At 43.2% G+C, this 14,396-nt stretch carries 14 protein-coding genes; 11 read left to right on the top strand and 3 right to left on the bottom strand.

From position 1 onward, the window contains the following. The 3 genes from Q0C15_RS07545 to Q0C15_RS07535 all read left to right on the top strand — a co-directional run. On the top strand, positions 1 to 185 hold a 185-nt coding region (locus tag Q0C15_RS07545), incomplete at its 5' end, for a hypothetical protein (protein ID WP_297217992.1). Continuing rightward, positions 133 to 1,026: a radical SAM protein gene (locus Q0C15_RS07540; protein ID WP_297217989.1), complete on the top strand. Its 894-nt coding sequence runs from the start codon at positions 133 to 135 to the stop codon at positions 1,024 to 1,026. The genes Q0C15_RS07545 and Q0C15_RS07540, both read left to right, overlap by 53 nt. Further along, a complete protein-coding gene (locus Q0C15_RS07535; protein ID WP_297217984.1) occupies positions 1,023 to 1,679 on the top strand; it encodes a metal-dependent transcriptional regulator in 657 nt (218 codons plus the stop codon). Before Q0C15_RS07540 ends, Q0C15_RS07535 begins: the two co-directional genes overlap by 4 nt. A gap of 51 nt (positions 1,680 to 1,730) precedes the next feature. Here the strand turns inward: Q0C15_RS07535 and Q0C15_RS07530 are convergent, their stop codons facing one another. Then, the gene (locus tag Q0C15_RS07530) at positions 1,731 to 2,909 is read right to left on the bottom strand and encodes a glycosyltransferase family 2 protein (RefSeq protein ID WP_297217981.1); all 1,179 of its coding nucleotides are present in this window, start codon (positions 2,907 to 2,909) and stop codon (positions 1,731 to 1,733) included. A 154-nt stretch (positions 2,910 to 3,063) separates the two neighbouring features. Next, positions 3,064 to 3,930, bottom strand: coding sequence for a hypothetical protein (locus Q0C15_RS07525; RefSeq protein ID WP_297217979.1), 867 nt, complete (start codon positions 3,928 to 3,930; stop codon positions 3,064 to 3,066). A gap of 154 nt (positions 3,931 to 4,084) precedes the next feature. Here Q0C15_RS07525 and Q0C15_RS07520 point away from each other — a divergent pair, with 154 nt between their 5' ends. The 4 genes from Q0C15_RS07520 (at position 4,085) to rpiA (ending at position 7,741) form a co-directional block, all read left to right on the top strand. After that, positions 4,085 to 4,645, top strand: coding sequence for a LysE family translocator (locus Q0C15_RS07520; RefSeq protein WP_367181992.1), 561 nt, complete (start codon positions 4,085 to 4,087; stop codon positions 4,643 to 4,645). Between the two features lie 83 nt (positions 4,646 to 4,728). Beyond that, positions 4,729 to 5,157, top strand: coding sequence for a universal stress protein (locus Q0C15_RS07515; protein ID WP_297217973.1), 429 nt, complete (start codon positions 4,729 to 4,731; stop codon positions 5,155 to 5,157). Positions 5,158 to 5,527: 370 nt separating this feature from the next. Next, positions 5,528 to 6,961 carry an APC family permease gene (locus tag Q0C15_RS07510; RefSeq protein ID WP_297217970.1) on the top strand — a complete coding sequence of 478 codons (1,434 nt, stop codon included), beginning with the start codon at positions 5,528 to 5,530 and terminating at the stop codon, positions 6,959 to 6,961. A gap of 54 nt (positions 6,962 to 7,015) precedes the next feature. Continuing rightward, positions 7,016 to 7,741, top strand: coding sequence for a ribose 5-phosphate isomerase A (rpiA, locus tag Q0C15_RS07505; RefSeq protein WP_297217967.1), 726 nt, complete (start codon positions 7,016 to 7,018; stop codon positions 7,739 to 7,741). Between the two features lie 7 nt (positions 7,742 to 7,748). Here rpiA and ileS read toward each other — a convergent pair whose 3' ends face one another. Then, complete coding sequence (ileS, locus tag Q0C15_RS07500; RefSeq protein WP_297217965.1) at positions 7,749 to 10,829, bottom strand: isoleucine--tRNA ligase; 3,081 nt, start codon at positions 10,827 to 10,829, stop codon at positions 7,749 to 7,751. 173 nt (positions 10,830 to 11,002) lie between these two features. Here ileS and Q0C15_RS07495 point away from each other — a divergent pair, with 173 nt between their 5' ends. The 4 genes from Q0C15_RS07495 to Q0C15_RS07480 form a co-directional block, all read left to right on the top strand. Next, the gene (locus Q0C15_RS07495) at positions 11,003 to 11,866 is read left to right on the top strand and encodes a carbohydrate kinase family protein (protein ID WP_297217962.1); all 864 of its coding nucleotides are present in this window, start codon (positions 11,003 to 11,005) and stop codon (positions 11,864 to 11,866) included. 75 nt (positions 11,867 to 11,941) lie between these two features. Further along, positions 11,942 to 12,469, top strand: coding sequence for a gamma carbonic anhydrase family protein (locus Q0C15_RS07490; RefSeq protein ID WP_297217959.1), 528 nt, complete (start codon positions 11,942 to 11,944; stop codon positions 12,467 to 12,469). A 353-nt stretch (positions 12,470 to 12,822) separates the two neighbouring features. Continuing rightward, positions 12,823 to 14,028 carry an enolase gene (locus Q0C15_RS07485; RefSeq protein ID WP_297217954.1) on the top strand — a complete coding sequence of 402 codons (1,206 nt, stop codon included), beginning with the start codon at positions 12,823 to 12,825 and terminating at the stop codon, positions 14,026 to 14,028. Continuing rightward, on the top strand, positions 14,013 to 14,396 hold a 384-nt coding region (locus tag Q0C15_RS07480), incomplete at its 3' end, for an SAM-dependent methyltransferase (RefSeq protein WP_297217952.1). The genes Q0C15_RS07485 and Q0C15_RS07480, both read left to right, overlap by 16 nt.

Genomic DNA, 14,396 nt, shown 5'->3' with positions numbered 1-14,396 from the left:
GGCTTGCAAACGATGCGATGCTAAAAGCTTTATTGATTACAAAAACCGATCGGCAAAAACTCGGGAATTTTAAGCTAGGAAGGTTTATTATTTCTCAGGCTGCATCCAGTATCGTTGATCAATGCCGTGAGCATGCCAGAGGAGATAAGGGAGGCCGTATCGCCGTTCCTAGACATGAACTATGAAAAACTTGTTCTTGATGCTGAAAAGATGAAGAGCATATATGGCGGAGATATCCCGATAGTTCCACCTGATCAGTATTTCCCTGTATATGTGCAGGCTGAAACTGGATGCTCATGGAACAAATGTACCTTCTGCCGCCTGTACAGAGACCGTACGTACGGTGTGCGTTCTCTTGAGGATTTTTCCAAACATCTACACAGCATAAAGGAATTCTTCGGTAAAGGCCTGGCAGCAAGAAGGAGCGTTTTTATGGGCGATGCTAATGCTGTGAACATCGATCAGAAGGTGCTTCTCCAGATGCTTGATATGATACAATCTGAGTTCAATTTACCGATATTCTCGTTTGTTGACGCAATATCGACCCAGAAGAAGAAAAGCGAGATACACTTTCAGGAGATGAGAGAGCATGGCCTCAAAAGGGTATATATAGGTCTGGAATCTGGAGATCCTAGTATACTGAGAATCTTCAATAAGCTGATGAACGTTTCAGAGGCCATCAATCTTGTAAATAAGATAAAGGGTTCCGGCATAAATGTGGGCATAATTCTGATGGCAGGAGCTGGCGGCAAGAAATTATATAGAAATCATATAGATAATACTGCTTCTGTTATATCGCAGATGGATTTGGGCAAGGGTGACATAATCTATATTTCGCCCATGTATGAATATGAGGATACCGAATACTATAATGTCGCGCAGGATCTGGGTATACTATCCTCGGACGAAAAATTGAAACAGATAGATGAACTGAAGGCAAAAATAAGAGAAGAATTTCAGGACTTCAATGGTAAACCTCTTGAATGCCCGATAGCACCTTATGATCTAATGGAGGCAGTGTATTGAACGTATTCGACAGAAGATCGATAACTGAGGAGGATTACCTCAAGATAGTTCAGGAACTAATGCTTTACAAAGGCTATGCGACACTGGCTGATATTTCAAAAAGTCTCAATGTTAAGAGGCAAAGCGTCAGAGATGAGATAAATCATCTCATGCTTCTGCACATGGTGGAGAAGATCGAACGGGGCAAATATCAATTGACCGTAGAAGGAAACCGCGAGGCGAATAAATTTCTGAGGAAACATCGAACTGCAGAAGTCCTACTTTCAAAATGCATAGGGATACCATGGGAAATGGTGGATGAGGAGGCCATGGGGATAGAGCATGGAATGACGGAAGAAATAATCCAGAGAACACTGGAAAGGTTTGGTGTAAACCGATGCCCACATGGTAACCCGATACCGGATCCAGATGGTGAAGTTCACGAGATAAACGATAAAAGGATCACGTCCGTAAATGCTCCCATAACCGTGAGGATAAGCAGGATCGTTTACGAAACAGATGAGATACTTCACTTTCTGGCAATGAATGATCTGCTTCCTGAAAAGGCGATCAAAGTACTGTCAACTGGCGATTCCGTAAATGCTGAGGTAGACGGTAAACTTGTTAAAATACCGGCCTATATTGCAAATGCTATAACAGTGACTGAATATTGAATACGTAAATACAGGTTTTATTTTTTTCAGTTTATTCATACCAGATGAAACTCAGCGCGTTAACCATTTTTCCTGCTTGTAGAAAGTGAAGAGTGCATAAATTGTGGACACGAACATCATCAGGAGACCCAAGGATCCGTATGCAAAGACCTTTGCCCTATCACCCTTCATCGTGGTTGATATTGATACGCCGAAAATGACGGCTGAAGCTGTCGTCAGAAAGTTTATGAAGGATCTCGCTACAAAGAACAGAGGCATGTCTGGATCGCCTCTCAGCCTGTGAATGAGATAGCTATCAAATCTCAGTCTTGGCGTTATGCCGTAAAAGAGCATGTGCACGTGAGGAATTATATATATAAATGTCAGCACGCCTATGACCAGAGTGAATATTGGAAGAAGATACATATATATGAGATCAAACGTGTAAAGGGGTCCAGCCTTTCTCGCAGATCCACTAGCAATATCCTTGAAAAAGTACGTCCAGCCAACCCTCCCCCATCTGATCTGCTGCTTGAAGAATTTCTTAAAGCTGCTATACTGATATGTGCGAGCATATACATCATAATCCTTTACGGCCCTGTAACCGGTTCTTATTATATATGAGGTTATCTGCCTATCATCCCCAAGCACGCTCCTCTTTCCCATCACAATATTATCCTGGAATTCACGAGACATCAGAAATGGCCTGATTATGTCCGTCCTGTACATGGAGCATCGACCATCAAGAACCATCACTGAGCTTTTTCTAGACATAGATTTGAATATGACTTCTCTGACTCTTTCAACGAATTCCGAAGCATACGAAACGGGGTGGCCATTCCTGAATATGCTGATATTTGTACCGACACCACCTACATCGGCGTCGAGATACTTTATCATGTCCTCCACTGCACCGGCGTCAATCACCGTGTCACTGTCAAGAAACATAACAAGCGGTGTCTGCACAAAATGCATTGAATGCGAAAGTATACCTCTTTTTCCTCTATGCGGGCTCACTCTGATAAAAGTGCATCCATGCTTATTGGCGATGGATCTATATGGTTCGTCGCAGTCATCGCCAAAGACGAAAATTTTTGATCCCTGTTTGGAGGCCGCTATGACAGCTTCCTCGAATATTATTGGATCCTCTCTGTACACCGGCATGACTATTGTGACATCCTCTGGCGTAAATTTCTCTCCATTTTTTATATTGTGCGATTTCCTGTAAGCCAGCGAATTATAACTGTTCACTATGTAATATATCGATGATATCAATCCGAATAAGAGCGCTATAATTTCAAGGATCCTTACCGTGCCATCACTATCGCCATCGTGAATAAAAATATAACTGTTAATTTACAATGAAATGCATCGAGGAATTTGAAAAAATCATTCTGACTGAAATTTATGTGGATATGTAGTATGAAAAATAAGATATATCTAATGTACTAATCGAAATGGGCTTCGTAAGTGAAAGAGTGAAGTGATCTGCGTCAAGGATAAGGCTGTAATTTCCCAGTGTGTAGTTGCCAGTCGATGGAAGCCGATCATTTGAAACAAGTAGATATTTTTCAAAAGATCCTGTAAATGAACCGGCGAGACCATAATTCATAACGGTCATAGTTATCGATTTCACAGTGGCAGGCGTACCATTGACGTATATCGTTTGATTGATGGATATTGCGGTTAGAGATCTCTCCAGAACGGAACCTGCGATGTAAACTGAGGATGAGGAAGACTCTGAGAAATTCTTTCCAACTAAATGGGCTAATGAGACGCAAAATGTATCGTTTGACATACGAATGAACATCGGTCCATAAAATGTTGATCCGTCCGTTATGAAATTTCCATAATCGTTAATATAAAGAGATTCCAAGAAACTGGCCGACGGATAGGCAGATATGTATCCTGATTGTACATAATTAACGGAATAGTTCTCATATACATTCTTCCCAGAGGAATTCAGCAGAACGCTGAAAGATGCACTGAAAGACCCATAAGTCTCGTTGATAAATGATAGGTAGGTATCGAAGGTATTCCCAAATCCCCCAGAAATCCCAGCAGGAAAATTTTGAACAAAACTATAACCCTCCATAACTTTAGCCGAGAGTGCATTCTCAGCGGCTATCGAATTCTGATAGAACTCCTGCTGCGATCTCTGTTCTTGCAATGGGACGTACCATGACGCATACGCTGTCAAAAGCGTTACCACTATCACGAATATAAGTACCGTACCGATTATCTCTGCGACAGCGTTATCGTCCCGCTTCACACTAATCCAACTAACTTGTGTAGATAACTGTTTTCTCGATTGTATCAATATTTCTTCGATCCGATCTGACCATGGTTCATTCCCGCAGATCGCCTTAATATCGTCTATGCCACGACTGCAACTTTTATTAGTTCATTATAATTGACGGATGTTGTTGCTGCTGGCATACTTTCTTGGCATCGCTGTGGGACTTTCTCTCACGGCTCCTCCCGGACCTGTAAATTCGGTCATAATGTCTGAAAGTATGAGATCAAAGGTGCATGGTATAAGCGTGGGTGCTGGCGCTATGACCGCAGACTTCATATTCTTTGTCATAGTATATAAATTTGGCAGGCTTATACCGGAAACTTACCTTCATGCACTCTACATCATAGGCGCATTGCTTCTCTTTTATCTGTCCTATTCTGTTCTGAAATCTAAATCCTCTCAAAGAACAAGAGGTGGCAATTATGCGGTTGGATTCAGCATGGGCATAACTAATCCATTCCAGATATTGTGGTGGATAACAGTTGGTCTCTTTTTCATACGGTCATTTCACATTCTTGCTATAGCTGGCCTATTTTCTGGAATTGTCATCTGGATCGTTACCTTCCCGTTGCTCATGAACAGATACGCCAAGAGATTTGAGAAATATGTTAAATTATTCTCATTCATTGTGCTCTTCTCATTTGCCGTTTATCTTATGTTTTCTGGCATTTCATCCATTGCCAGATAGTTATCTAGGAGTTCATCATATAGTGTTGATACTTGATTTGAAATATTAGCTTAACTTTAAATCCTTGCTGAATATATTAAACCATGAAGATACTTGTGGCCTACGATGGATCGGATGGCTCTCAGAAGGCATTGAGCTTTTCGCTGAATTTCAACAAGAGTGCCGATAAGATAATCGCGCTGTATGTCTCACGTGATATAATCTCCGAAAGTGGACGTCTAACATACATACCGGATACCATACTCGAACGTAAGGACAGCGAAGACGAGGCCATACTTTCCAAGGCCAAAAGCATCCTTGTGGCTTCTAATGTGGATTTTGAAGTTATAAAGAAAAATTCAGATGGGGTTGATGTTTCAAAGGTTATTGTCGATACTGCCAAGGAACTCCAATGCGATATGATAGTGACTGGGACAAGAAAACTCAGAGGTCTTTCGAAATACCTGCTTGGATCTGTAAGCGCAGGGATTCTAGCAATATCAAACGTACCTGTTATCGTTGTTCCACCATGATTCTCACAATCCGTAAATATTTTTAAAATTCAGAACAACGCATGCATCTAACAGATGATCTATGGGCTATCAGCGCCATATTAGTAGGAGGTTAGTATTCGATCGCTGGCAGATGATCTCTCTTCATACCAGATGATAGCCCACAATTCTGATATTCGATCCAGCGACTCGCAGATGCATTGCAATGAAAACCGCATGGAAATATCCGTTCATCTTTATTCTCTTTTTGTTCGTAATTTTTATCATTTGAAAAGGAACCTATAAAGCAGACCAAATATTTTCCAGCATAATCATAATTAATTGCAAGCAGAACCCATATAATTCTACTTCCGCGTGAAATCTTTATATCAACTGTATTGATATTAGACGGATGTCAAGCAATTCTAATAATGGATTAAAGGCCAATTCCGTAGGTTTTTTGCCTCTTCTCGGACAGGCCATTGCAATGATATCGCCCCTGGGTGCTGTGGCTGCAACTATGACAGGATCTGCGTCTATTGCACTCGGTTCCTTACCACTTGCATATCTTATCGCAATATTTGCCGTGCTATTCTGGATAAATACTCCGTATCAGTATTCAAAGAAGATCGCCTCTGCAGGAGGGTTCTATTCCTACAATACGGAGGGCGCCGGCACATATTATGGATCAGTGTCTGGCTATATACTCTTCTTCTCCTATTATATGACATACACAAATGCGATACTGTTCATAACGGGCGTATTTATCCCTGGTCTCTTCAGTATATTCTTTGGAATAACGCTTAATGCCTACATATGGGTTCCACTGCTTATAGTATTCGGACTGATCATACTGCTTCCTGCATATCTTGGTGTCGAGGGATCGACCAAATACAGTTTTGCATCCTCCATAATCCAGATCGCTCTGCTCATAATACTGTCAGTGGCCATAATAGTGATCAAGGGGCCAGCAAATACGCTGGAACCATTCACACCAAAGCCAGCTGGTGGTTTCGGTCCAGTGTTTGTCGGTATGATCCTCGCAATATTCTCCATGTCTGGATCTTCTGCGGTCGTTGCGCTTGGTGAGGAGGCGAAACAGCCAAAAAGGAATATCAGAAATGCCCTTCTCATAAGCTTCCTCATAACCGGAGCTGTCTTCGTCCTGACATCATATGCCCTCACAATAGGCTGGGGATTGAACAACATGGCTAATTTCGCGAAGACAGGAACCGGCCTTGCATATGGAAATGGTGTACCTGGCATCATAGTTGCGCTTAAATATCTAGGTATGCCAATGGCCATAGCGATGATGATTTTTGCCGTAAACAGTCTATATACTGGATCGCTTGCGCCGCTAAATAGCGCAGGAAGGATGCTCTATGCCATGGCAAGGGACGGCATTGCGCCGAAGGTTTTCAGCAAGGTACATGGGAAGAGGAAAACACCGCATATCGCTCTGATTTTCATAGCAGTCTCAGGAATAATGGTTTCCCTCGCAGCTGGGCTCATAATGACTCCATTCTTTGGCTTCCTATATCTAGTAACCGCGTCAGCAGTTGCGCTCTTCATAGGACATATCATGACCGATGTGTCGTTGCCAATTGCGTTCAAAAAGTTCAGGGAGTTCAGTGTGGCAAAACATGCAATACTTCCAGCAATATCCATAGTGCTACTGCTCATAGGTATATATTACAGCTTTTTCCCGCCATCCTATCCTACAAATATCGCCATAATATCTGCAGTCATATTCATGATAGCGGTAACAATAGCGCTCAATCTTTATTTGAAGAGAAGAGGAATCAACTCCGAAGTGAACGTCAAGGGATCTTCAACAACAGAATAATCCCTTTTTTTCTAAAATAGCAACATTTTTTCTATTGAATGAGCATACCTTTTCATGGCTGATTACGAAAGGCAGAAGATGAATGCCGCTATTGAAGCGGCAAGATATGTCAAGGATGGGATGACAATTGGCCTTGGAACTGGAACCACATCGTACTACCTGATCAGAGAGCTTGGAAGGAGAGTGAAGGAGGAGGGCCTTCATATAACAGCTGTCTGCACATCAAAAAGAACCGAAGAACTGGCAAGGGAAAATGGAATCAACATAACAGACAGTATCCAGAGCACCATAGATCTAACCATTGACGGTGCGGATCAGATTAATTTTTACGGTACACTCATCAAGGGCGGCGGAGGAGCACTTCTTAGGGAAAAAATCGTTGCGTACAACAGCAAGGAAATGTACGTTATAGTAGACAGCAGAAAAATAGAAACCGTGCATTTTGGAAGCTTTCCGCTTCCCGTAGAGATCGTTCCTTTTCTGCATATGAAGACGGTGGATAACCTGAAGATTTTCTGCAAGAATACGGATCTTAGGAGAACAGATAAGGGCGAAATATTCGTCACGGACAACGGAAACTATATTGCCGATATGCACATGGATAGGATTGAGGATCCGGTCGATCTGGAGCGATCACTGAAATCCATCCCCGGTGTGGTTGAGGTGGGTCTTTTCAATGGAATAGCGAAGAGAATATTCGAGGGCACTGAAAACGGGTGCAATATATATAAGATAACACAAAAAGGAATAGAGAGGGAGGAAACTTATTTTGACCGTTGAATTTAGCTTATCTTGATAACTCTATCTTTATTCTCACCGGTTCACCATTTATCTCCCATAATTTCATGCCATCTATTTTATCCAGGATCAGTTTATCGCTCTGCGTCTCATTTTTTATATAATCAGAGTGCCTGTTTATCGCGTCAACAAAGTCGTCAGAAACATCGAGATATGCTATTATCCTGTCCGTGTAGTTCAGGCTCATTTCCTTCCTCATAACCTGAATCCTTCTGACTATCTCTCTTGCCAGACCCTCAAGATAATCATCGCGGTCAATGTTCTTGTTAATGAAGACGTCGATGCTGTATTTTTCGGTCTGCGAATAGGCATAAGCTGGATCTGGTTGTCTTGATATATCAACCATATCAGGTTCGATCCTGGATCCATCTATCTCGATGAACCCGTTTGCGGTGATCTGATCCTGAACCAACCTGCCGTCCATGGATCTTATCTTTTCCCTGACAGCGTTTACCTTCGCCCGAAGCACTGGTGCAGCCCTGTCCATTCTCAGATCGGCTGACAGAGTTATAGGTTCCTTTTCCTTCTCTATTATTCGCACATCTTTCGCATTAAGCTCCGATTTGACCACCTCTAGGACGGCCTGATCTATGTCCCCAGCTATGAGTATTTCCTTGAGTGGCTGCCTTCCCTTTATGGAGTTCTCCTGCCTAAGTCTCCTCACAGTCTCTATCACGGAATAGGCTCGATCCATGCCATTTTCCAGCTTCTCATCTACCAGCTTCGGATCAAATTCCGGAAAACTCTCCAGATGAATGCTGTCCATAGATCCTCCAAGGTTCAGATAGATGAAATCTGAGAAGAATGGCGTTATCGGAGCCATCACTGCCACAAATTGCATCATGGCGTAATAAAGCGTAGAATAGGCACTGCGTTTATCTTCGTCAAAACCATCTGCCCAGAAACGCCTTCTGGAGAGCCTCAGATAAAAGTTGGATAGATCATCGACGAATTCCATGGCGGATCGTACAACCTCATGGAAATCCAGTGATTCGTAGGCTTCTCTGGAGAACTTGATGAAGCTGTTGGTCTTTGACACCATGTACCTATCGAGAGGGTTGTTAGATAGCTGAAGGCCAGCATATTCAAAGTTATCTATATTCGCGTTGTATGCAAAGAATGAATATACATTCAGAACAGTCATCAGCGTCTTTCTAGAAACCTCGTCTATTACCTTTTTATCAAGATTCTTTGATTTCCATGGAGCACCATACAGGAAGAATAGTCTCAGGGAATCGGGTGGAACCTCATTCAAGAAGTCCAGGGCGTATACAGAATTTCCCTTGCTCTTGCTCATCTTCCTGCCCTGTTCGTCCAGTATGAAGTTTATGGAGAGAGCACTCTCAAAAGCATTCTTATCAAACATTATGGCTGCGATTACGTGAAGCACATAGAACCAGCCTCTGGTCTGATCTATGGCTTCAGTTATGAATGATACGGGAACATCCGTTTCCGGATCGAAATTGCCCTCGAATGGATAATGTGATGCTGCATATGTTGCACTTCCAGAATCAAACCATGTGTCTATGACGTATGGTTCCCTGGTCATCTCCTCGCCGCAGGTCGGGCATCTGAATTTCACACCATCTATGTAGGGTCTGTGCAGATCCGCTGGAATGTTTCCTCCAAGATCCTCGATCTCCTTCCTGCTGCCCACAAACACCACATGACCGTTCTTGCATCTCCACGCTGGGAGGGGAGTACCCCAGAATCTATCACGACTCAGATTCCAGTCCTTGGCTTCACCCAAGAAATTACCGAACCTTCCATGTTTAAGATATTCTGGCTTCCAGTTTATCCTCTCATTGTATTCCACAAGTTTATCCCTGATCCTGGATACCGCTATGAACCATGCGTCAAGTGGATAATAGAGCAACGGCGTATCACACCTGTAGCAGAATGGATAGCTGTGTTCATACTTTTCACTCTTTATCAGCAACTGATTCTTTTTCAGATACACTATTATCTCGTCGTTTGCATCGCGGACAAACTTTCCATTCCACGGCAATCTTTCATCCGCGAATCTACCGTTCTTATCAACCGGGTTAAGGATCTCGACACCCTCCGACTTGCCTATTTGATAATCATCCGCACCGAAAGCTGGAGCAGCATGAACTATTCCAGATCCATCCTCGGACGTTACGAAGGATCCAGCGACGACCTTCATGGTACCTTTGGGTGGATCGAGAAACGGCATGAGCTGTATATATCTCTTTCCAACGAGATCTTTGCCCTTCAATCTGCGAAGCTCTTTATAATCTTTGAATATGGACGAGGCCCTTGAGGTTGCAACGTAATATTTGAGACCCTGAACCTCAACAAGCGAGTATTCCATCTCTGGATTGACAACAAGGAATTCATTTGAAGGGAGTGTCCACGGTGTAGTTGTCCAGGCTACAAAATATGTGTTTTCCTCATCGGCAGACTTGAACCTCACATAGACGGAGGGATCCTTAACATCCTTGTATCCCTGAGCGACCTCATGGGAACTCAGGCTGGTCTCGCACCGCGGGCAGTAGGGCACAACCGTATAGTCCTTGTACAGAAGCCCGCTCTTATACATCGTTTTAAGGGCAAACCATTCGCTCTCTATATAATCATTTCTGAGCGTTATATAATCTCCGTTATGATCTATGGAAAAACCGAGCAGATCATCGACCTGCTTCCATTCGTCTATATACCTGAATATGCTCTCCCTGCAGTATTCATTGAATTTTTCTACTCCAAAATTTATTATTTCAGATTTTGTGTGGAATCCGAAATGCTTCTCTGCCTCAAGCTCCACTGGCAACCCGTGACAGTCCCATCCGCCGACCCTGCGGTATATCTTATGATCTGTCATGGTATTAAATCTGAGAACAATGTCCTTTATCGTTCTGGTCATTGCATGACCTATGTGAGGCCTTCCGTTGGCCGTTGGCGGGCCTTCAAGAAATACAAATTTCCTGCTGCCACCTTTTGATAAAATCTTATTCAGTATATCCTTATCCTTCCAGTATCCCCTTATTTCAGCATCTATGTCCTTTAACGTCAGCCCAGGCTCAATCTGCTTAAATCTTAAGGATTGCATTCTTTACCTTAATAAACAACCTTATATATGCTTTTACCGATTGTATTCGATATAACCTCTTTGTCGAAGCTTTGCAACTTTCTTGTTTATGTAGCTATAAGGAGCATCGCACTTCAGATATTGATCTTATTGTGGAAGGAAAAATTTGTTAATACCATGCATATCATTGATCGATGAAGTTTCTCGCCTATTTCGGTCATCTGAACATAGACGTTCTCATTCATGTTGATTCAATTCCAAGGGAGGGATCCGTGAACGTTAAGGATCTGTCCCAGCGTTTTGGAGGTACCGCTGGAAACTTTGCAATGATCGCCAAGAGGATGAATATTCCATTCGATGTATACTCTGCCATAGGGATGAAGACGCATACAGAATACTATCACAAGCTTATGGAGATGGGCATAAACACGGATCATATAGAGAGATACGAAAATGAAAGCGGTCCAATATGCTATATAGCATCGGATGGAAAAAAGCAGGTGGCGTTTATGCATCAGGGGCCGATTGAGAGATGGGAGCCTGCCATAAAGGATGAATACGAATTCGTTCATTTCAGCACCGGCCCAAAATATCTCGAACTCGCAAAATCTACTAGATCGAAAATAGTCTTTGATCCGTCACAGGAGATTGGAAAATATTCCGCTGAGGAACTGATTGAATTTTATGAACGCTCCTACATCTCAATATTCAATGAACATGAATTCAAGGTATTCAGGGAGAAAACCGGTATAAAGCCTACAAAGAACATAACCATAGTGACATCCGGCGAGATGGGATCCCATCTATACGCAGAGGGGAAGAAAATCGACTTCCCTGCAATACCTTCAAATGGCGATACCGTTGGAGCCGGTGATTCCTTCCGCGCCGGAATCTATCTCGCCATCTACCTGCACAGGAGCATCGAAAGGGGCATGATATACGGCACAATAATAGCGCATCATGCGATAGACGAAGGCATACAGAATTTTTCCATAGGCATAGATGATCTTGAGAGAGAATCAGAGAACTATAGACGAATGTTTCTGACCAAGAAATAATGAAATTTCAGACTTAACGATCAAAGGAACCAAAAACAGGAAAACAATTTTATCGGTATTAGCGTTGTACGGAGGATGATATACGAATTCGAGGGAAGAATACCCGATATAGATCCCACTGCATACGTCAGCGAAAATGCAACAGTTATTGGAAAGGTTAAGATCGGCAAGGAAGTATGGATCGGCCCTGGAGCAGTATTACGCGGAGATTATGGAGAGATTGAAGTCGGGGATTATTCAGCTATAGAGGATAACTGCGTAATACATGCCAGGCCTGGTGAGAAGACGTTCATCGGTCAGCACGTGACGATTGGGCATCTTTCAGTTATCCATACCGGCAGGATAAGGGATTGGGCCGTGATCGGAATGGGTTCAACCGTCTCTGACTTTGCGGTCGTTGGTGTATGGGCTGCCATCGGTGAAGGCGCCGTGGTGAAAAACAGACAGGAGATACCGGATGAAGCCATAGCGGTTGGTGTTCCGGCCAAGGTTATAGGTAAGATAGACGAAGACTACAAAAAACTCTGGACAGATTACAAGCACAACTACAACACATTCAGCTCAAGGTACAAGACGAATCTAAAGATTATGAAGAAGCCTTGAGAAATCTGTTCCCATCAGCGATGATCAAAAAACCTGTTTCAAAATTTTATATAATATCATATATAATGTCTCCATAAGGAAAACCCTCAGACATAACATAAGCAGAAAAGCAGAGAAAGTTGATGCTAAGCTTAAGCATAAGATGATCGATTTATCTGAAATGTCTTCGCTTGTACAATGCATTCCTAAAGGCGTCCTACGTTGATCTCTGCGGACATGCATCATCGCCTTGGCCTCATTCCGACCGATCACATCTTCTTCAAATTCACGTTTTGATCTCAGCGCCCGCTGATTTTTGAATGATGACAGAATAATTATCGACAAGTTTTATTACAGATCATCGATAGGCATACATGGAATTACCTATTGAGGAAATCAGAATAAGGAAAATACTGGATTCGAGGGGAAACTTTACCGTTGAAGCTGATGTTACTGTTCCGAACGGTTTCGGAAGGACATCAGCACCTGCTGGAGCAAGCACGGGTGAAACAGAGGTCATTGCCTTTTCAAAATCCGGTATTGATGCATCCATACAGTTCTTTGAAACTAAGGTGAAAAGATCTCTCATAGGATTTAACGCGTTGGATCAGTCCGGCTTTGACAGACTTATCACCGAGATCGATGGTTCAGATAATTTCTCAAATCTTGGAGGAAACCTCGCTACGGTTCTTTCCATATCAGTGGCAAAAGCCGTTTCTCAAAGTCTGGGGATACCATTATACAGATATGTGGGCGGGATAAGGAGCACTATACCGCGCCCCATGGGCAACGTCATTGGTGGCGGGAAGCATGCCCGAAATGGGACATCCATACAGGAGTTTCTCGTCTCTGCTCAGGCAAATTCATTCCTGGAATCTGCCTATATTAACGTGCTTGTACACAGACGGATTGGCGATATGCTTTCAGATAGATTTAAGGATATAAGCATCGGCGTCGGCGATGAGAGGGCCTGGAGCGTTAATCTTTCAGACGATGAGGCCTTCGAAATACTGAACGAGGCAGTCAAGGAGATCTCGTCAGAGAAGAAGGTCAAGATATACACGGGAGTAGACTTTGCCGCAGATTCGCTGTATGAAAACGGAAAGTATGTTTACAAACACATCACAAGAAGCAGAGATGAGCAGATCGACTACGCTGTCTCAGTATCTAAGGATTTTGGAGTTTACTATATCGAGGATCCCATGTACGATACTGATTTTGATGGTTTTGCTGAGATCACATCAAAGGTTGGAGACAGGAGCCTGATAGTGGGGGATGATCTTTACACAACAAATCCAGAGAGGATAAAGAAGGGCGTTGAAAAGAGATCGACAAATGCAGTCCTGATAAAGGTCAATCAGATAGGTACGCTGACTGCCGCGAGAGAGGCTGTTGCCGTGGCTACCTTTGCTGGCATGAAGAACATCGTGAGCCACAGATCCGGAGAAACCACCGATGATTTCCTTGCTCATCTGTCAGTGGCATTTGGGTCTACGTTTGTGAAGACTGGCGTTATCGGCGGAGAGAGAGTTGCGAAACTGAACGAAATAGCGAGGATAGAGGAATGCTTAACATCATAGGCATAGGCCTAAGGGGAACTGGCAGCATCACCTTCGATGAGTTCGATGCGTTGAGGACAAGCGATCTGGTTTACATCGATCAGTACACATCGATCGGACAGCCAGGACTGGTAAAAAAGATCAGCTCCATGCTGGATCGTGAAGTCATACCTTTGAACAGAGAGGACCTGGAGAACGGCAGCATACTCAAGCCTGCTATGGACAAGACTGTGAGTTTAATCGTCATAGGGGACCCCCTGATGGCCACCACTCACAATGAGATCAGATTCGAAGCTCTGAACAGGGGAATCAAGGTCAGGTTATTTGAAAATGCTTCTATAATCAATACTGCCGTGGGCAAAGCCGGTCTCATGATCTACAAAGTAGCA

Source organism: Thermoplasma sp., assembly GCF_023256435.1.
Classification (GTDB): Archaea; Thermoplasmatota; Thermoplasmata; order Thermoplasmatales; family Thermoplasmataceae; genus Thermoplasma.
This window is presented reverse-complemented; position numbering and strand designations above follow the sequence as displayed.

What these genes read in the sequence shown, in the direction of transcription:
- Q0C15_RS07515 (WP_297217973.1), top strand. Translation starts at nt 4,729, where the DNA reads ATGAAGATACTTGTGGCCTACGATGGATCGGATGGCTCTCAGAAGGCA.
- Q0C15_RS07485 (WP_297217954.1), top strand. Translation starts at nt 12,823, where the DNA reads ATGGAATTACCTATTGAGGAAATCAGAATAAGGAAAATACTGGATTCG.
- Q0C15_RS07495 (WP_297217962.1), top strand. Translation starts at nt 11,003, where the DNA reads ATGAAGTTTCTCGCCTATTTCGGTCATCTGAACATAGACGTTCTCATT.
- Q0C15_RS07540 (WP_297217989.1), top strand. Translation starts at nt 133, where the DNA reads ATGCCAGAGGAGATAAGGGAGGCCGTATCGCCGTTCCTAGACATGAAC.
- ileS (WP_297217965.1), bottom strand. Translation starts at nt 10,829, where the DNA reads ATGCAATCCTTAAGATTTAAGCAGATTGAGCCTGGGCTGACGTTAAAG.
- Q0C15_RS07490 (WP_297217959.1), top strand. Translation starts at nt 11,942, where the DNA reads ATGATATACGAATTCGAGGGAAGAATACCCGATATAGATCCCACTGCA.
- rpiA (WP_297217967.1), top strand. Translation starts at nt 7,016, where the DNA reads ATGGCTGATTACGAAAGGCAGAAGATGAATGCCGCTATTGAAGCGGCA.
- Q0C15_RS07510 (WP_297217970.1), top strand. Translation starts at nt 5,528, where the DNA reads ATGTCAAGCAATTCTAATAATGGATTAAAGGCCAATTCCGTAGGTTTT.